Raw genomic sequence first — 19,326 nt, forward strand, 5'->3', positions numbered from 1 at the left:
AGTAAGAAAACAGGAGAGATAAGGATGTACAAAATTGCCCTAGTGGAAGATGATACTGAGCTTAGATCTATGATTGCAAAAATGTTAGAAAGATATGAGTACGAAGTGATGAACGTCGAAGACTTCAAAAATGTACTAGAGCGACTCATTGAACTAAAGCCAGATGTCGTTTTACTAGATGTAAATTTACCGTTTGTGGATGGCTTTCATATTTGTAAAAATCTAAGAAACAACAGTAATGTGCCAATCATTATGATTTCTGCACGCAATACTGATGCTGACCAAATCTTGGGAGTTGAGCTAGGCGCAGATGATTATGTGTTAAAACCGTTTAGTGTTGAGGTGTTGCATTCAAAAATTAAAGCGAGTATAAGACGAGCTTACGGCTATATAGCTGAAAAAACAAGCACTGTTTATGGTGATTTCAGATTAGATTACCGTACCTTTACTGTGTCATTCATCCATAATGAAACTGAATTAACCAAAAATGAGTTTAAAATTTTAAAGATATTAGTTGATAAATCGAATACAATTGTGTCTCGTGAAGACTTGTTACATGAGCTTTGGGATGATGTGGCGTTTGTAGATAATAATACATTGAACGTAAATATCTCTAGGATAAAAACGAAACTACAGGATTTAGGGCTGACGGATGTCATTCAAACAAAGAGAGGCTTCGGTTATAAATTTGTTCCGTATTGGTTGGAGAAAGAAAATGAATAAGGTTATTTTAATAGCTTTTATCAAAGACCATTTGTCTTTTACGATAGCTCTTTATAGTAGTGCTGCACTTATTCTTCTCTTTGTCTGGCTACAAACAGATCAACAAATGGAGTTCATTTATCCATTTTTATTAGTTACGTTTATTTATATTATTTTCATGATCTTTCGTTTGGTCCAGTATGTTCGGTTTCGAAAAATATTAGAGCTAGAAAGTCCAAGAGATACAGAAGAAAACCATCTTTCAGAAGAACAGAAAGTAGTTCTAGCTATGCTAAATCAATTCAAAAGCCAATCTTTAAGAACGATTAATAACCTTGAAGCTCAGAATAAATCTAAACATAAAGTCATCTCACAAATTGTTCACAATATAAAAACACCAACTGCCGTTATTGATTTACTTGTACAGAACAGTAAAGTAGATAAGATGGATTCGGCCCTTGAAGTAATTGACAAAATACATAAAGAAAATCGCTCTATTAATGAAAACCTTGACCAAGTGTTAAGTTATCTTCGATTAGATTACTTTCATCATGATTTTTCGATCGAAGAAATCAACCTCAACGAGCAGTTAAGGGAAATAATTAATCAGAAAAAAGAACAATTTATTTTCAATCATGTGTTTCCTCGTTTTGTTACAACAGAACAAGCAAATCTAGTGCTAACAGATAAAAAGTGGAATCGAATGCTTTTAGATCAGCTTTTATCAAATGCCATTAAGTACACTTCAATAAAAGAAGGGGAAAAAACGATAACCCTCTCTATTATCCAAGAGAATAATCGTGTCTACCTAACGATAGAAGATACAGGGATTGGTATCTCAGAATATGATTTAAAACGGGTATTTGAACCGTTCTTTACTGGCGATAATGGAAGAAAGGTGAGAAATGCTACAGGGATTGGCCTTTTTATTTGTCAGAACATCGCTGATCGCCTCAATCATCAGATTACGCTATCTTCCAAAGTGGGCGAAGGAACGAAGGTCATCGTGTCTTATCTTACGAAACTGTAATTTTAGTGTAAGCTAGCGTAATTGTTTCCTAGGACTAGCCTTACTATAATGACACTAGAATGAACTTAAGAAGGGGCTTGATGATTTGTATGATTAAGGCGACGAATGTAAAGAAGGTTTACGGCGGTGGTAAGGACTTTGCCGAAACACTGGCAATTAACAACTTAACAATTGAGTTGAAACAGGGTGAATTTACAGCAATCATGGGACCATCGGGGAGCGGGAAATCCTCTTTGCTTAATATTCTAAGCGGCTTTGATCAACCGACATCAGGAGAAGTAGTAATTCAGGGTCAAAACATTCATACGATGACAGGTGATGAGTTAGCATTGTTTAGGCGATCGCACATCGGTTACATTTTCCAAGAATTTAATTTGCTTGATAGTTTAACAATTCAGGAAAACGTTATGCTACCTATGATTTTGAATAAGGAAACAACGGCACATATGAATAAAAAAGCCTTGGGGTTAATGGAGCTTTTAGGGATCAGCATCATTAAGAACAAATATCCTTACCAGGTTTCAGGTGGTCAGCAACAGCGGACGGCGGTTTGTCGGGCTCTCATTAATGATACTTCGGTTATTTTTGCCGATGAACCTACCGGAAATCTAGACTCAAAAGCTTCTAAAATTGTTTTAGAATGTTTACGGAAAACCAATGAAACTTATGGTACTACTATTTTGTTAGTAACACACGATCCTTTTGCGGCTAGTTACAGTGAGAAAGTTTTGTTTTTAAAGGATGGTTCAATTCGGACACAACTCTACAAAAAAGGCACACAAGAGCAATTTACAAAGGAAATCCTAGATCACCTTGCTTTCTTGGAGGAAGATGACTATGACATATAATCAGTTCATCCTCAAGACGATTTTGTTTAACTATCGAAAATATCTTGCGTATTTTTTCTGCATTACGTTTTCGATGACTGTCTTCTTCCTTTTTACAGCGATATGGTTTGCGCCGGATTTTGCTGAAGAGACCTCAAGAGGAACAAGACAAATCGTTCAAATTGCAGGAGTTATTGCGAGTGCTTTTTCCATTTTCATTATTACATATTCCTACCAGCAATTCTTAAAAAGTCGAACAAGGGAGTTTGGAATCCTCTTGTCATATGGGCTGTTATATCGCGATATGAGACGAATGATTTTCCTTGAAAATAGTCTAATCTTCCTTACAGCTATATTCACATCCTTTATAAGTGGCAGCGTTTTTTCAAGGCTAACATTTATGATCACGACAACGATATTAGGCATTAATGATCTTCACTTTGAATTAACGCTACCTAGCTATTGGCTGACATTCGTAGTTTTTGTGCCAATCTATGTAATCATTATTTTTTTAACAATGCTTAAGCTGAAAAAATATAGCGTTACGAATTTAATTAAGGTTAATCGAATGAGAGAAATGAAGCATACTGGAAAGAAGCTAATTGTGTTTTTAGGAATAGTTATCATCATTTCAGCGATTTCCCTTATGTACATCTATACAAGTGATTTTTCAAATGTGGGTTCAATGAGGCAAGTCATTCTGATCACGATCCTAAGCTGTGTCGTAGGGATGTTTCTAGTAATTAGCCATTTTAGCAGCCTTCTGCACGAATTATGGAAAAAACATGATCAATTGTTTTACAAATATCTATTACCTATAACTGAGTTTTCCAGCAAATACTCACAACATCGAGCAATTATTTTTATCGTTTGTTTATTGAGCATGGGAATTGTGTTTTTCTCAACGCTTACTTACACACTCTATCAACAAAGCTATGCAATTGCCGATAAAGAGCAATTATACGATGTCATTATGAAAGATTATCAAGCAATTGCTCTTACCGAACAACTTGAGGTTGATGAGTTAGTAGTAGATTACTCGCATTTAGGTATCATACATCAGAATTTAGAAGTGGTTTATTTGGAAGCGCCAGAAATGAGACATACACCTTGGCGAACAAATAAAAGAATTATGGTTGCCTCTGTAGAAGAGTTTAATAGGATCTACTCAAGCCACTACGAAGTTCAGCAGGGTTCTACTCTAGTCATTGACTTTAACCAATCGGGTACAGAAAGCATTGACTATTTTGGAGAAGCAGTTCTTATAAAAAGTGAAGAACAGCTTTTTTCCCTACGGAATATGGGGATGGTTCAAATGAAGTTGTTCGATCGCTATGTATTTTCGCAGCCCGTTCTCTTGGTTTTAAATAAGATAGACTTTGAACAAATACGTAGCCATACAGAAAATCACGACGTAGGTCTTATTTCCATGTTTACATTTAGGGACTGGCGTGAAAGTGGTGATTTTGTTCAGAGACTAAGGGAGCAAATGGAAATCGCGTTGCAGGAAATTAGTGAGTTAGAGGCCTTTGAAACAATTAAAGCCAAAAATACCCTGCCATTTGTTGTTCATTCAAAACACAATCGCTATCTACATACGAAGCAGGTTGCTGGTTTTGCGTTGTTTATTATGTCATTCATTAGTATCTTATTTTTCGTAACAGTTTGTGTTGTCCTCCATTTTAAGATCTTTGCAGACCAAGACGATGATCGGCAAAAGTTGAAATTATTAAGGACGATTGGTATTACCTCAAAAGAAGTAGGACTCTATCTAAACCAAAAGTTACTCATGGTAATCGCACTTCCTGTTGTTTTAGGTGGCTTCCTGGGTGTAGTAATAAGTGTAGCAATTAATCTCTACAATGTAACGGAAATGGAGATTACCAACACGATAATCTTCTACAACGGTTTGCTAGTAGTGACAGTCTACTTTCTTTTTATAAGTGTTTACTACGTATGGTTAAGCAGTAACTATCGTCGGGCTGTTGAATAGTCGGAATGGAGGGAGCTATGGCACTAAATCGTGAAGTAATAGTAGAGGTTACCAATCTCTCAAAGAAGTTTGGAAAAACAACTGTCATAAATGATGTATCGTTTAACCTGAAAAAAGGTGAGATTAAGGGGCTCCTAGGACCCAATGGTTCTGGTAAAACAACGATTTTGAAGATGTTAGTAGGACTACTGAAGCCGACAAAGGGAAGTATTCTTATAGAAGGAATTAACGTACAAACTGATTTTGAAAAAGCTATCTCAAAGGTAGGGGCAATTATTGAAAACCCTGAGATGTATGAATATTTAACTGGTTATGATAACCTCTGGCAGTATTTACGTATGGCTCCAAATGCCTCGGAGCATCGAGTAGATGAGGTTATTGAGTTGTTAGGTATGCAGTCTTATGTCCATGATAAGGTTGAAACCTATTCTCTTGGAATGTTACAAAGGCTTGGATTGGCCCAAGCACTTATACATCAACCTAGCATTCTTTTATTAGATGAACCTACGAACGGACTTGATCCAGCAGGGATTCAAGACCTTCGTAAACATATCAAAAAGCTATCAAATGAGGGCGTATCAATTATTATCTCGAGTCATTTACTCGCTGAGATAGAAATGATCTGCGATAGCGTCCTCATTATTAATAATGGCCAAATTGTTAGTGATAGTGAACTAGACGACGTAAGAAGTGTCGAGGAAAGTACTTATTTTTTCAAACTGTTAAATATAGAAAAACTTGAAACACTTCTTTCTAAGCATCATCTTTATCAACAGGTGGAAAAAATTGTTCCAAACGGTTTTATGATACAGGCAGCTGAGTTTGAGATAGCTATTGTAAACAAGTTTTTGGTAGAGAACGGATTTGACGTCGTTGGTATTGAACAGGTTCGAACAACACTAGAAGATGCATTTCTCGCGAGAGTGAGGGGTGACCAATGAGGTATTTTGCTGATCTAGTTATCAATGAAAATGTAAAGCTTTATAAACGACCAAGAGGGCTTGTGTTACTAACTTTATTAATTCTGATGAACTTTGCGGTTGCAATTGTCATGAAGTTTATCTTTACAGATACAAATTTTACCTTTTGGGACCATCTAAATGTGAGTACATTTCTCATCTTTGTCTTAAACTTTGTCTGTATTATCATTGCAGGTGATATCGTCTCAAGTGAATATTCCCAAGGAACAATTAAACTGTTGTTAATACGTCCGGCCAACCGCCTAAAAATACTAGTAGCGAAATATGTAGCGGTTATTTTATTCGTTTTACTAGTAATTTTTGTTCATTTGCTGACAACGATCATGTTTGGTTCAATACTCTTTTATTCAAGTATACTAGAACTTGATGTGGAGTTTTTAGGGAAAATAACTGCGAATTACTTCTTTGGTTTTATCGAGCTTATTATTATTGCTTCTTTCGCGATGATGTTGTCAGTTGTAACAAGGAGTAGCGTGTTCTCAGTGTCAGTACCAATTTTTTTATTAATGTCAGTTACGTTACTGTTAGAAGTGATGAGTCATTACAATATACACCATGGAAAGTATTTGGTATTTGCTAATACAAATCTTTCACAGCATGTTGTTGGAAGGCCGTTATTTGAAGGGATGACGATGAACTTTTCACTACTTAACATAGGTGTTCATATGATTTTCTTTTTTGCTCTTTCAGCTCTGCTGTTTTCAAAAAGAGATGTGAAAGTGTAAACCCCCATGGTCTCTCTCCATGAGGGTTTTTTATTGGAAAAAGTTAACGATACTATAGAATTTAAAAAGCTAGTAATATCTACTTATAAGTGAATTTATAAGTAAAGGAGTAGCACATGCATAAGAACGAGTTTATTTTTCATTTTCAAAACATTGATCGCCAGACTACACCAAACTACTATGACTATGCCATTGTTATAGAAGGAATAAAAGCAAAATTAAAAAATGAAATAGGTATAGATTTTCATATGTATGCTGATGAAGAAACATCAAATGAGATTTGGGATGTCCTAGAAGAAGACCTTCAGGAAAATAAAGAAGAGGTTCAGTTAATTTCATATATATATGATGGAATTGAAACGTATACGATCTCTTCCAACCACACTAATGAAAAGTTAGAGTTTATTGTAAAACCGCGTTTGAATAATGCTGTTTACTATTATCCAAGATTAAAGGTAGCATTGGCAAGAGCTACGGTTTTTCAAATGCATAACGATATGAACCATGATTTTGTATTAGCTAGTGATCATGAGAGTATACTAGAGTTCCTTGCTTATGTCTTAAAGAGGAAGAAAGATTATCATAAAAACTACGTGACTGTTTTTACCGACACAGAAGATGGGGTGGATAACAAGAAAGAGAGAATTACTACCTTAGTCGACCGGGATCAAGTATTTCTAGAAGAAAATCTCAAGAAGGAGATTTACCGTTCAATCGATCAATTCTTTACTGAAGATGGGAAGTTCTTCAGACAATACAATATTCCATATAAAAGGGGCATCCTCTTATACGGGAGTCCGGGGAATGGTAAAACAACGTTAGTAAAATCGATTGCCAATAGCATTCAAGCTCCGGTGGTTTACTGGCAAATTACTGAGCATACGTCGAGCTATACGGTTAAAGAGGTTTTTACATCCATTGCCAAAATGACACCAATGGTATTAGTCATAGAAGACATGGATTCGATGCCAGAAGAAGTACGTTCAGTGTTCTTAAACATATTAGATGGGTCTACTTCAAAAGAAGGAATTTTCCTCATTGGTACAACAAACTATCCAGAAAAAATAGATCCAGCACTCATCAACCGTTCTGGTCGCTTCGATAGAGCCTATGAGTTAAAGCTACCAACAGATGAATTACGCTACAAATATTTACTTATGAAACAATTTGATCAATTCATGTCTCTAGAAGATGTGGAACGAATTGTACAAAACACAAAAGGATTTTCGTTTGCTCAATTAAATGAGCTTTACACATCTGTAGCACTTCAATGGCATTATGAACATGAGGTCAACGTTGATATGATCTGTGAAAACCTGCAAGCAGATAACAAAAAAAGCCAGACAGCCAACTGGGCTACTACTGAACAGGCTAAAATGGGATTTGGTTTTTAACAAAAGGCTGTTTTCACAAAGTTTGTTGCTTTCGTAAAAATCCCAAAAGCCGGATTTTTACACAAAATACTAAGGAATCGCACCTAATTTAGTTGGTATTGCTCTTTTCTTACTTAATCAATGTGGTCATAACTTCATCTAGGGTATGCTTCTAGTTATTTTAGGGTGCAAAAGCAACAATGTTTACGAAAAGAGCCTAACAAAAAGATGTAGTGAGTGAATAACTTACTACATCTTTTTTGGTTTTAGGTTAATTTTGTATACCTATTGTTAATTTGGTTACAGTTTTTTTCTAGCACTTACCCTGTTTTCTTTAACACTTAACGATTTACATAGATCTATTCTTTTCTTTAGTTAACAATTTTTACAATATTTACTCTAACTCTATTGTACATCCAAACTCCCTTAATAATTAGTAGATAGAATAAGGTTTGTAAGACAGAGGAATTGGGAGGGAAAATATACAGGTTATATTTTACTAATGTTACTTACTAATCTACTGGTAGTTAATTTTGAGAGGAGAAATTATTCATGAAAAAATATTTATTTATCTCTTTAGCGTTATTATTTGTGTTCCTAGTAGGGTGCAACAGTTCTAATTCCAATGCTACATCTACTTCAAAGGAATCTTCTGCTTCTAGCGGTACAACTGAAACCAAAAGCAAGACAGAAACTTCGAAACCAGCGGGTCCAATTACAATCGTATGGTATCCGAACGAATCTGGTTCTGATTTAGCGGATGCTCGTGATGCTTTAGGTGAAATTGTAACGAATGCAACTGGATTAGAAGTGGTTCATCGTACGACAACAGATTATAATATTGCGATTGAAACAATTGCTAGCGGGAACGCAGACCTAGCATTTATGGGTCCTATAGGATATATCGAAGCAAATAAAAAGAATAGCGCAGTTTTACCAATGGTTGTACCAAGTGGTCAATCTGGAACAGTAGATGATGCTCTCTATCACGCATGGTTAGGTGTGAAAAAAGAAAACGCGGAGTCTTATAAGAATGGTTCAGATTTTTCAATTGAAAACATTCAAGGAAAGAAAATGTCTTTCGTTTCTACAAGCTCAGCTTCTGGCTTTGTTGTACCAGGGAATAGTATCGTTGGTTACTTTAGCCAAAAGGAACAATGGAAAGATCTTATCGCTGAAGATCTATTAGAAGGTGGAAGTAACATGTTCTTTAGTGAGGTAGCTTATGGAAACTCACACCAAGGTTCACTAGTTAATCTTCTTATGAACAGATCTGATATTGCGGCGTTTTGTGACTCTTGCGTCAACAACTATATTGAACATGTTGATGGAGAAGAAAACCGACCAGGTGCTGTTTATAGAATAAGGGACGATGCTGATGAGCCATTAAATGGCTTTCCAGGGGAAGAGTTTACAATTATCTCTGTAACGCCAGTTCTGAATGCTCCATTTGTTGTGAATACAAACAACTTAAATGCGGATATGATTGAAAAAATCATTGTCGGCTTTACTTCGGACGAAGTTGCCAATAACCCATCAGTTTTCGTCCCAAAAGACTCTGAATTCAAAGGATTATTTAGCAAACGAGCTGACGAACGCTTTGTCCGTGTAGAAGACGCATGGTTTAATCCATTAAGAGATCTACAATAATACACAATAAAGGAGTTAACGATGAAAACGTTACTGGATGTTAAAAATGTCTCAAAGCGATATGGCCAAGAAACATTAGCGTTATCAAATGTTAACTTCTCTGTTAACGAAGGAGAGTTTGTTTCCATTATTGGCCCATCAGGCGCGGGAAAATCAACTCTCCTTCGCTGTATTAATCGAATGATTGATGCAACAGACGGAGAAATTCATTTTGAAAACGAAGATATTTTAAAATATAACAAGCGAGAAATGCGACGATTACGTACAAAAGTTGGGATGATATTTCAGCATTATAATCTAGTAAATCGTCTAAGTGTTATTGAAAACGTCCTTCATGGCCGACTTGGCTATAAATCTACAATTGCTGGGATTTTAGGGTTATATAGTGAGGAAGAAAAAAGACAAGCGATTAAACTATTAGGATTACTTGGACTAGAGGAACAGGTGTATAAGCGTTGTGATCAATTAAGTGGTGGGCAGAAGCAGCGTGTAGGTATTGCAAGAGCGCTTATTCAAGATCCAAAAATATTACTGTGTGATGAACCGATTGCATCACTTGATCCTAATGCTTCAAAAATAATTATGGACTACTTACAAACGGTTTCAAAAACTATGGGAATAACAGTCATCGTTAACTTACATCAAGTAGATGTTGCCTTAAACTATTCAGATCGAATTATTGGTGTTAGTAAAGGCCAGATTGTTTATGACGGGTATCCGAAAGATATTACTACAAATCAAATTCATAGTATTTATGGGTCAGAAGCAGGAGATCTGATGATAGACCTTGGAGGAAGAAATGCAGGATAAATTCTTTCTGAAAAAAAGACTTAAATCTTCGATCATTCTTTTCGTCGTTTTACTTGTGACCTATGGTGCAATCATTATGACTGAATTTAGTCTTATTAAAGGGCTTGCCTCAATTCCAAAAGCATTTGAGTGGGGTGTAACAAATTTCTTTCCTACTACAAAATCACTTGAGAGATTGCCAAATATCTTAAATAAGTTGTTTGAAACAATTCTCGTATCGATTGGCGCTACGACTGTAGCAGCTATTTTTGCCCTTGCCTTTGCCATTATGGGATCGGCTACCACAAGGGTGAACAGCTTTTTGAGTGGTATGGCGAGGGGATTTGCAACATTATTCCGTAATATAGATATCGCTGTTTGGTCAATGATTTTATTATTTACCTTTGGACAAAGTGCATTAACGGGTTTCTTTGCTTTATTCTTTGTTTCCTTTGGGTTTTTAACTAGGGCATTTATTGAAGTAATTGATGAAGCGAGCGGCAGTTCTGTTGAAGCATTGCAGGCGACAGGTGCCCCATATCTAACAACAATCTTTCAATCTGTGATACCAGCAAGTCTGCCTATGATGCTCAGTTGGGTTCTGTTTGTTGCTGAAACGAACATTCGTAGTGCCACTCTGATTGGAATTCTGACTGGTACAGGGATCGGATTTGCTTTTGACTTGTATTATAAGAGTATGAACTACAATGCAGCTAGTTTAGTAGTAATTGTCATCGTCTTAACAATTCTCCTAATCGAATATATTTCAAACTATGTTAGAAGGGTGATCTTGTAGTGGGACTTGAACGATTAAATAGAACACAGCCGAACTCGAGTGTTTTAATAGAGCAATATTTATCAAAACCGATTAAAGTAAAGAAACTCACTAAGGCGACACTAGTCATCAGAGCGACCCTTCTTTCATTGTTACTGATAACCATTTATGGTTTTTACTTTTATGATTACAAAGGGATAAACATTATAGAAGCAGGTTTGGCAACTCTGGCAAACTTTAAAATCATGTTTACAGAAGCTCATTTTAACCATTTTACGTTTACCGAAGGGGTATATGTAGCGACTGTTACGTTAAGTCTTGCGGTTTTAACTACATTATTCGGAGCGATAATTGCCCTGTTTTTAGGGTTACTAGCAGCACAGAATTTATCAACACCAGCCGTAGCAAATGCTGTTAAAAGTGTGGTAGCCGTTGTTAGGGCAGTACCGACAGTTTTATGGGTACTTATTTTTGCGATAGCTGCAGGTTTAGGTAGTGTGGCAGCTGTTGTGGGTATGACCTTTCATTCTGTTAGTTACTTAGTGAAAGCTTATTCCGAATCTTTTGAGGAGTTAGATGAAGGAGTAATAGAAGCATTAAGAGCTAGTGGAGCGAGTTGGTGGCAGATCGTCTTCCAGGCGGTAATTCCATCGACAATGTCATATCTCATTTCTTGGACTTTCTTACGCTTTGAGATTAACTTTGGTGTGGCTATAGCTATGGGTGCAGCTGCTGCAGCAGGTGGAATCGGTTTTGAATTATTTATGGCAAGTGCTTTTTATTATGATATAAGGGAACTTGGTACGATTACTTATTTTGTTTTATTTATTGCGATCATGCTTGAGGTAATTGCTACGAAGATTAAATCAAAATTAAGAACGACTCATTAGAAGAAACAAAAGGTGGGCTAGTAGTCCTAGCCCACCTTTGCCTATTTATTAAACCATGATAATGCAATCGTTCCTTCTCCTGCGTGAAGGGTAACTGCAGACGATAAAGGTCCAATAACGATGTTTAAGTTAGGATATTTTTCGCTAATGATCTCTTTCCAATCATTAGCTTTTTCTATGGCATTTGCATGTAAAATATAAACCTCGTTTTTGGGTAATGTCATTGCTTGATCTAGCAATTCGAAAATGCGATTTGCTGCTTTAACATCGGATCTCTTTTTCTCAAAAATACCAAGTTTTCCATCTTCGATTTTAATAATTGGTCGTATATTTAGAAGACTTCCAAGTAAATACTGAAGCCCATTTAACCGTCCACTTCTCTGTAATTGTTCAAGACTTCCTACTAACACATATGTCTCTCCACTATCAGCGATTTCCTGTAATTCTTTAGCGATTTCATCTATTTCTCTTCCTTCACTATTAAGAGCCATTCCTCGTTCAATTAAGCCAGTGAGTGGGTAAGATAATATTTTCGAGTCTATAATTTTCATATCAAGATCAGCGACCTCTGCTGCTTGTTCACTAGCTGAGATTGTCCCACTTAAGGCACGAGAGATGTGAACACCGATAACTGCGTCATACCTTTCTTTTAACTCATTATATAAAGTAACAAAGTCTCCAATTGCTGGCTGAGATGTTTTAGGTGGTGTGGTAAACGCTTTCAATTTAGAGTATAACTCTTCTTCAGTAAGGTCTATCCCATCACGATACTCTTCTCCATCTAAAATTAATACGAGCGGAACAACATATATATCTTCGTTACCTAGCATATGATCTGGAATATAAGCGGAGCTATCTGTTACCCAAGCAATTTTTTTCATTTGTCATCCTCCTAAAACCTTTTATTATTAATCTATTACAATATTATAGCTTCAATGAATATTTTTCGATATATTTATAAAAGAAGATTGAAAATATTTTTAAAATTATAAATTTAGTAGAGGAGGTTGCTATGGAGCTCTTCGTATTGTTAGTAGTTAGTTACTTAATAGGATCGATACCTTTTGCCTTAATAATTGGGAAAGGTATCTATAAAACCGATATTCGAGGACATGGAAGCGGGAACTTAGGAGGTACAAATACGTTTCGAATATTAGGGAAGAAAGCAGGTATTCTGGTTGCACTCGGAGATGTATTAAAAGGTACACTTGCTGCTAGCCTCCCTTTCTTACTTGGACTAGAGGTTAACCCTTTACTCGTAGGTATTCCAGCCGTAATCGGACATTGTTATCCTTGCTTTGCAAACTTCAGAGGAGGAAAAGCAATGGCTACCTCTGGAGGGGTTTTATTAGTTGCAAGTCCCATCCTTTTTTTGATTATGTTTATATCCTTTATTGTCTTTTTAAAACTAACAAAAATTGTATCGTTAACCTCCATGCTGTCAGCTGTCATGTTTCATGGAATTGTTATTTGGATTGGAGATAAATCAGATGCGATAGCAACGTTTATTCTATTGGTATTAATTGTGTATCGTCATCGTGAAAATATTGCAAGGATTGTAGGGAAAACTGAGCCTAAAATTAGTTGGCTATAAAACAGATATTGGAGGAAATAGAATGGTAAATCATACCAATGAGTTGGGGCCATTAAATACAATGGGTGCAGAATTTCAAAAAAATCGTTATGCAGAGTTAAAAAAGTATCAGGAGATATCACCTGTACATCCAGAAGCAGTTCAGGCATTAGGTGGTCGCCCATTTACTCAATGGACAGTAACAAGATATGCAGATGTATTGACTGTTTTAAAAGATGCTCGCTTTGTAAAGGAAATAAGGAAAATAATCTCACAAGACCAACAGGTTCCAGTTCCTCCACCTTTAGAAGATTTAGTTAAAACACAACGAAACCAAATGTTATTTCGTGATCCGCCAGATCATACAAGATTAAGGCGACTAGTAAATCAGGCTTTTACGCCTAAGATTGTTCAACGACTCAAACCTACTATTCAACGCATTTCTACAAGGCTATTAGATGAAATGGAAGGGAAGTCGGAAATTGATATTGTCAAAGATTATGCGTATCCTTTACCTGTTATTGTTATTGCCGACCTACTCGGAGTTCCTCGGGAGGATCACTCAATATTCAAAGAATGGTCAGATGGTTTTATTAAGACGATTGATATAGCACCTACTATGGAAGATTTAGTAACCGGTAATAGGGTTACAATAGAGTTTCGAGATTACTTTCGTCAAATTGTCCAACAAAGAGCGGAAACTCCCCAAGATGATTTAATATCAGGTCTTATTCAAGCCAAGGATACGGCTGGAAAACTAAGTGAAGATGAACTACTTGATATGTGCATATTACTCCTAGTTGCAGGCCATGAAACAACTGTTAACTTAATTGCAAATAGTATGCTATTACTGCTTTTACACAAAAATCAACAAGTATTACTAAGGGAAAATCCTGAGCTATTAGATTTAGCAATTGAGGAAGTTCTCCGTTTTGAACCACCAGTGCAGGCAACCAGTAGATTTGTTTCAGAAGATATGGTGTTTCAGGGGCGGGAATTCAAAAAGGGGGATTCAGTTACCGTTTGGCTTAGTGCGGCAAATCGAGATCCATCACAATTTGGAGATCCGGAAATGTTTGATATCACGAGAAAAGAAAATCCTCATCTAGCATTTGGTTTAGGAAATCACTTCTGTTTAGGAGCACCTTTAGCTAGAGAAGAGGGAACGACAGCCATTCAATCTTTCCTAGAGAAATTTTCTCATATTGAACTAGTAAGCGAAGATATTCAGTGGAAGCCATCGCCATTAATGAGGTCACTTAAATCGTTACCTGTGCAAGTTCGACGTTAATTGATGAAGACAAAAATTGTGTTATATAGTATTAAATAAAAAAGAGGTTGTCTCAAAAGTATTCGGTGCCTGGCAGTGTCAACACTTTGTTTTGGGACAGCCTCTTATTGTTCAAAATAAAGTTTAACAAATTTTGTCTTGTTATATGTATAATAAAGAGGATGTGGACAAGGAGGCGAGCTATGAAGCAACAAAATACAGCAGAGATGAATTACCAGCTATGGTCATATAAAATATTGTATTTTTATTGGTTATTAGCAATCATCGCTATCTTAGGGCAACTGGTTGGACTTATTATGGCGCTTTATTATTATCCCGAGACTGTCCGTACTTTTATTCAAGAGAAAGTTCTTGTTTTAATCATAGGGCATTTAGTTATTCTGTTATTGTGTGAATATTTAGTAAAGGTAAAAAAGGTCTATCATTCGTGGGTATTAATTACTACGGGTACTCTATTGACTCTGATAATAATTATTGTTAACCCGGCAATACCTGGCCTGCAAGTAATTCTGTTATTACCTATGGCAGTTGCGTTAATCTATCTTGAAAAAAGTAAATTGTTATTCAGCTTTTCTATTAATCTTATTGGACTGACGTGCGTACATATCTTCTTCCTACCGTTAAGAATGGCAACCTCAGAATACGAGTACCTAGCTTATTATACATCGTTATGTGCGGGATATATCATCTATCTTGCAATTCTTCAAAGAGGGAACGAAGTATTAGAATTTCTCTATCAATCGAATGAAAAAGAAAAAGAACTCATTATAAAAAATGCAGTCATAGAGCGGCTTTCAAAAACCGATGCTTTAACTGAATTGTATAATCATAAAACCTTCCATGAATATATGGATTATCTGGTTGAACAAAGTAAAAATTACGAAGTGCCACTCCAATTAGCCATCATCGATATTGATAACTTTAAATGTATTAATGATACGTATGGCCATAGTGCAGGCGATGTCGTTTTAAAAAGAATTGCTGCTACAATCCGTGAGCTAGCGACTGAAAATGATATTGTTGCAAGATATGGAGGCGAGGAATTTGCGATATTGTTTACTGAGAAAAGTCTTCAGGAAACTGAACAAATAATAGAGAATATTCGAAGAGCGATATCCTCTATTACTCACAAGGAAATTCAAGAGCGAGTAGTGACAATTAGTGTCGGACTTAGTGATTACCATAGTCAGATGTCTAAGTACGATTTTTTTGAACAGACAGATGAGTTACTATATGAAGCAAAACGAAGCGGAAAAAATAAAGTGGTAATGAAAAGATAGACTCCTACTGTAATAGTGGGGGTCTTTACTTTTTTAGGAGGGCTATAAACGGAAGTAAATGGTAAGGATAGATACGTGACAAATTTGTTAGGAGGACAACTGGTTGTTAAAAAGGATTGCTTTGCAAATGAAAGATACGATCTGGGTGCGCCCGTTTTTTTATTGTATGTTTTCACTCTTTGCTGCCATAATCGTAATTTATATAGATGTTAGATTTAATGACTATCTTAATAAACATATTCCAAGTTATTTATTAACTAGTGTTGATCTGGCACACATTATTCTTGGTACAATTTCTGCAGCCCTTGTAACGATGACAACCATTACTTTTTCAACAATTATGGTTGTTCTGACTACCTACACATCACAGTTTTCACCAAGAATTTTGAAAGGATTCCTTACAAAGGCTTCAACAATGAGAGTGTTAGGAGTTTTTTTAGGAGGATTTATTTATTCAATCCTATCTCTATTATTTATGAGAAACTCGACCATAGATAATGACGTGATTTCAGCTACAGTAGGTGTACTAGTAGCGTTTATTTGTTTAGGGTTTTTTGCCTATTTTATTCATAATGTAGCAACGTCTATCCAAGTAAGCAATTTAATTAATGAGCTTGCTCATGATACGTTAAAGACTGTTCAAAGAGAAAGTGATGCCCTTAAAGACTATAAAAATCGTACATATGATAAGGAATTTACTTCTCCAAAAGGTTATTCAAAGGTTCTAGAAGTTACCGGGAAAAAGTTTGGTTACATCCAATTAATTGATTATCCTAGCCTGTATAATTTGGCTCTCAAAAAGGATTGTGTAATTGAGCTAAACCAGTACATCGGTCATTATGTAACGAAAGAAAGTAAATTAGTAACGATTTTTCATAATAGTGATGACATTGAGTTAGTTATCGATGATTATATTACAATAGGGGATGAAAGAACGGCTGTTCAAGATGTAGAGTTCGGATTAATTAAAATGGTTGAAATTGCATTAAGAGCAATATCCCCAGGTATTAATGACCCAAACACAGCTATTGATTGCATTCGATTTTTAAGAACGCCCCTCACGGAGGCAGTTCGGAATAGGGCAGAATACATTGTCTTTTATGATGAGAATGATAAATGTCGGCTAATCAAAAAACAGGAGAGTACCGAACAACTACTTTATACAACCTTCTACCAAATCAGTCATTATGGTAGGCAGGATATCTCCATCTTGATAGCTATACTAGACACTCTGCTTCATGTTGGTAGGAATAGTGACCATAAGATTAAGATTGAGATGAAGAAATTTACAGAATACATTATTGGAAAATTTGACTATAGCCTTTTAGACGACTTAGATCTGAAAAAAGTAAAAAGTATGCAGGCAGCGATAGAGAAGGTTTTAGGAGGGAAGGCAGGAGAGGGGTGAGTAAAAGTTTAATTCCACTTACTCTCTCTGCCTCAAAACCATACCTATGAATTTTGGGTTTTTGAAATGAATTCTGCAATAGTCCTATTAAACAGCACGGGTTCGTTTAAATTCATCAAATGAGCCGATTTTTCAAAACTAATCTTTTCACTACCCTTTATTTTTTCGCACAATTCACCGGCTGCAAGTCTATAATCTTCAAAATCTAGCTCACCACTTACAATGAGTGTTCGCACCTTAATATCATCTAGCTTCTTTTCTATATTTTCTAAGAATATTGGTTTGCTCTTAATTTTAGGTTTACTTAGATTAGACTCAATCATTTCACGATAAAGAATTCTATTTTCCGCGCTAGTTATTCCAGCCGGGCCTTGCCCTTGTAACCACAATTGTTCTGATAAATTAACACAAGTATACATATCACCTGATTGATAAGCACTCCAAAAATCCCGCCGTGCATTTTGTAACGCTGGAGATTCATCACGACTAAGTTTCATTGAACAAAGGACAAGGCTTTCTACGAATTCTGGATATACCAATGCAAATTCTAACGCAATGAGGGAGCCAAGAGATAGGCCAACAATATGAACTTTATCTATATTTAAGTACTCAAGCAAAGCTTTCAGATCATCAAAGTTTGAAAATGATTTTTCTGTTATTTCTGTATGACCAAACCCTCGTAAATCCAAACGAATGACTTTGTTTGTTTTTGAGAACTCATAAAATTGTTTATCCCATAGTTTTGAGTCTAGAAAAAGTCCGTGAATGAATAAAATCGCTTCTCCTTCTCCAGACAATTCATAATAAAGCTTACCGTCATTTACCTCAGCAAATTCTTTTGTAATGGTCATTTTATAAACCCCTCTCTCTATTATCAATGTAAACTACCGATGTATTTTAAGTTATCTACCAAAACGTCATCGTATGCGCCGTCTAGTATCCGGGTGATTGAGTCAAAAGTCTCTTGCATACTAATCCACTCTCCTTGCTTTTTCGTGATCGATTCAGCCACATAAAAAGGTTGTGTGAAGAATGCCTCAAGTCGTTGGCCTCGATGGTAGACATTTAAATCCGACTCTGTTAATTTTTCTATGCCCCATTCAAGTACAATAAATCGTAATTCACGATAACGTCGTAATAGTTTTCGAGCACGTTGTTGAATAGTGAAATGTGGTGAGTCAATATGTGCTCCTTCAATAATAGTTGAGGTTGATAGGGTTGGATCAATCGCAGGATACATTCTTCGTGAAACTAAATCCATATCAAAACGCAATATTGTTTCAAGTGGACCATATGGAGAATTTTCATCTACTGCGTTTCCGAGTGTGTCGACTAAGATAAAGGTAATTGGTAATGCTGTAACTTTTCTTAACTGATCACTGATATCAAAGAAGTCTCCAGAAAGCAGCATTTTACGGTCTAAACCAAGGATTATTTCTTGCTCAGCTTGTAAGCCTTTTAATTTACTTAATAATTCTTCTAAGCTCGATGTACAGAAATCTGAATGTTCTACGACATCATCTATACCTTGAGTTTCATCATTTCCCAACAAAAAGAGTGTTGTGTAATTTAGTTTTTTCATTCGGAAAAATAGTTCTCCCATTAATACGAGTTGCCCCATGCCAGGTCTAGCAACTAAGCCAACAGTGCCGCCACGAACAATTGGAGCAAAGAGGTCTACTACTTTAATGCCTGTTTCAATCATTTCAGTACCAGTTTCACGAATGATAAGCTCATCAAGTGTGCAATCTGCTATTGTCGCTAAAGCTACTAAAGTTTTTACCTCCGCCCGGCCGATAGGGATTTTTCCAGTACAAAGGTTTGAAACGGTAGCTGGACGTAAACCAGCTAATTTAGCAGCTACGGTTAGATTAGGAACAAGTCTTTTTAACAATGGAACATTTAACTTTAAGTCATCATTCATTCCATATTTCTCCTTTTTCTTTTTATAGTAATTAAAATTACGTTATAAAGCAATATTTTTTTCTTCGGAAAGCAAAAAAATCCTTCCAGCCATAAACTTGGTTGGAAGGACCTTCG

General features: G+C 36.0%; 18 protein-coding genes. 15 read left to right on the top strand and 3 right to left on the bottom strand.

Features of this window, described 5'->3' with window-relative positions:
• The first annotated feature begins 24 nt into the window (after window positions 1-24).
• The 11 genes from DS745_RS11245 (at window position 25) to DS745_RS11295 (ending at window position 11,734) form a co-directional block, all read left to right on the top strand.
• The gene (locus tag DS745_RS11245; RefSeq protein WP_129078336.1) at window positions 25-723 is read left to right on the top strand and encodes a response regulator transcription factor; all 699 of its coding nucleotides are present in this window, start codon (window positions 25-27) and stop codon (window positions 721-723) included.
• Complete coding sequence (locus DS745_RS11250; RefSeq protein ID WP_161568235.1) at window positions 716-1,732, top strand: sensor histidine kinase; 1,017 nt, start codon at window positions 716-718, stop codon at window positions 1,730-1,732. The genes DS745_RS11245 and DS745_RS11250 overlap by 8 nt, the downstream gene beginning before the upstream one ends.
• Before the next feature lie 80 nt (window positions 1,733-1,812).
• Window positions 1,813-2,580, top strand: a complete 768-nt coding sequence (locus DS745_RS11255; protein WP_129078338.1) for an ABC transporter ATP-binding protein — start codon at window positions 1,813-1,815, stop codon at window positions 2,578-2,580.
• Complete coding sequence (locus DS745_RS11260) at window positions 2,570-4,552, top strand: FtsX-like permease family protein (RefSeq protein ID WP_161568236.1); 1,983 nt, start codon at window positions 2,570-2,572, stop codon at window positions 4,550-4,552. Before DS745_RS11255 ends, DS745_RS11260 begins: the two co-directional genes overlap by 11 nt.
• Window positions 4,553-4,569: 17 nt before the next feature.
• Window positions 4,570-5,493: an ABC transporter ATP-binding protein gene (locus DS745_RS11265; protein WP_161568237.1), complete on the top strand. Its 924-nt coding sequence runs from the start codon at window positions 4,570-4,572 to the stop codon at window positions 5,491-5,493.
• The gene (locus DS745_RS11270) at window positions 5,490-6,257 is read left to right on the top strand and encodes an ABC transporter permease (RefSeq protein ID WP_129078341.1); all 768 of its coding nucleotides are present in this window, start codon (window positions 5,490-5,492) and stop codon (window positions 6,255-6,257) included. Before DS745_RS11265 ends, DS745_RS11270 begins: the two co-directional genes overlap by 4 nt.
• A gap of 116 nt (window positions 6,258-6,373) precedes the next feature.
• Window positions 6,374-7,651 (top strand): AAA family ATPase, encoded by a 1,278-nt coding sequence (locus DS745_RS11275; protein ID WP_129078342.1) that lies wholly within the window; start codon window positions 6,374-6,376, stop codon window positions 7,649-7,651.
• A gap of 531 nt (window positions 7,652-8,182) precedes the next feature.
• Window positions 8,183-9,280, top strand: coding sequence for a phosphate/phosphite/phosphonate ABC transporter substrate-binding protein (locus tag DS745_RS11280; protein WP_129078343.1), 1,098 nt, complete (start codon window positions 8,183-8,185; stop codon window positions 9,278-9,280).
• 21 nt (window positions 9,281-9,301) lie between these two features.
• The gene (phnC, locus tag DS745_RS11285) at window positions 9,302-10,090 is read left to right on the top strand and encodes a phosphonate ABC transporter ATP-binding protein (protein WP_129078344.1); all 789 of its coding nucleotides are present in this window, start codon (window positions 9,302-9,304) and stop codon (window positions 10,088-10,090) included.
• Window positions 10,080-10,865 carry a PhnE/PtxC family ABC transporter permease gene (locus DS745_RS11290; RefSeq protein WP_129078345.1) on the top strand — a complete coding sequence of 262 codons (786 nt, stop codon included), beginning with the start codon at window positions 10,080-10,082 and terminating at the stop codon, window positions 10,863-10,865. The genes phnC and DS745_RS11290 overlap by 11 nt, the downstream gene beginning before the upstream one ends.
• Window positions 10,865-11,734 carry a PhnE/PtxC family ABC transporter permease gene (locus DS745_RS11295; RefSeq protein WP_421721817.1) on the top strand — a complete coding sequence of 290 codons (870 nt, stop codon included), beginning with the start codon at window positions 10,865-10,867 and terminating at the stop codon, window positions 11,732-11,734. Before DS745_RS11290 ends, DS745_RS11295 begins: the two co-directional genes overlap by 1 nt.
• 41 nt (window positions 11,735-11,775) lie before the next feature.
• On the opposite strand, the gene DS745_RS11300 is transcribed toward DS745_RS11295, so the two are convergent.
• Window positions 11,776-12,615: a DegV family protein gene (locus tag DS745_RS11300; protein WP_129078346.1), complete on the bottom strand. Its 840-nt coding sequence runs from the start codon at window positions 12,613-12,615 to the stop codon at window positions 11,776-11,778.
• Window positions 12,616-12,746: 131 nt separating this feature from the next.
• Between DS745_RS11300 and plsY the strand changes: the two genes are divergently transcribed.
• From plsY to DS745_RS11320, 4 genes are all read left to right on the top strand, one after another.
• Entirely contained in the window at window positions 12,747-13,328 is a 582-nt protein-coding gene (gene plsY / locus DS745_RS11305) for a glycerol-3-phosphate 1-O-acyltransferase PlsY (protein WP_129078347.1), read from the top strand.
• Window positions 13,329-13,350: 22 nt separating this feature from the next.
• Window positions 13,351-14,598 (top strand): cytochrome P450, encoded by a 1,248-nt coding sequence (locus DS745_RS11310; protein ID WP_129078348.1) that lies wholly within the window; start codon window positions 13,351-13,353, stop codon window positions 14,596-14,598.
• Between the two features lie 182 nt (window positions 14,599-14,780).
• Window positions 14,781-15,878: a GGDEF domain-containing protein gene (locus DS745_RS11315; RefSeq protein WP_161568238.1), complete on the top strand. Its 1,098-nt coding sequence runs from the start codon at window positions 14,781-14,783 to the stop codon at window positions 15,876-15,878.
• A 103-nt stretch (window positions 15,879-15,981) separates the two neighbouring features.
• The gene (locus DS745_RS11320) at window positions 15,982-17,286 is read left to right on the top strand and encodes a DUF2254 domain-containing protein (protein ID WP_129078350.1); all 1,305 of its coding nucleotides are present in this window, start codon (window positions 15,982-15,984) and stop codon (window positions 17,284-17,286) included.
• Between the two features lie 44 nt (window positions 17,287-17,330).
• Here the strand turns inward: DS745_RS11320 and DS745_RS11325 are convergent, their stop codons facing one another.
• A complete protein-coding gene (locus DS745_RS11325; protein WP_129078351.1) occupies window positions 17,331-18,137 on the bottom strand; it encodes an alpha/beta fold hydrolase in 807 nt (268 codons plus the stop codon).
• A 23-nt stretch (window positions 18,138-18,160) separates the two neighbouring features.
• Window positions 18,161-19,210 (bottom strand): P-loop NTPase family protein, encoded by a 1,050-nt coding sequence (locus tag DS745_RS11330; RefSeq protein ID WP_129078352.1) that lies wholly within the window; start codon window positions 19,208-19,210, stop codon window positions 18,161-18,163.
• Window positions 19,211-19,326: the final 116 nt, after the last annotated feature.

Origin of the sequence: Anaerobacillus alkaliphilus (assembly GCF_004116265.1) — a bacterium.
Lineage (GTDB): Bacteria > Bacillota > Bacilli > Bacillales > Anaerobacillaceae > Anaerobacillus > Anaerobacillus alkaliphilus.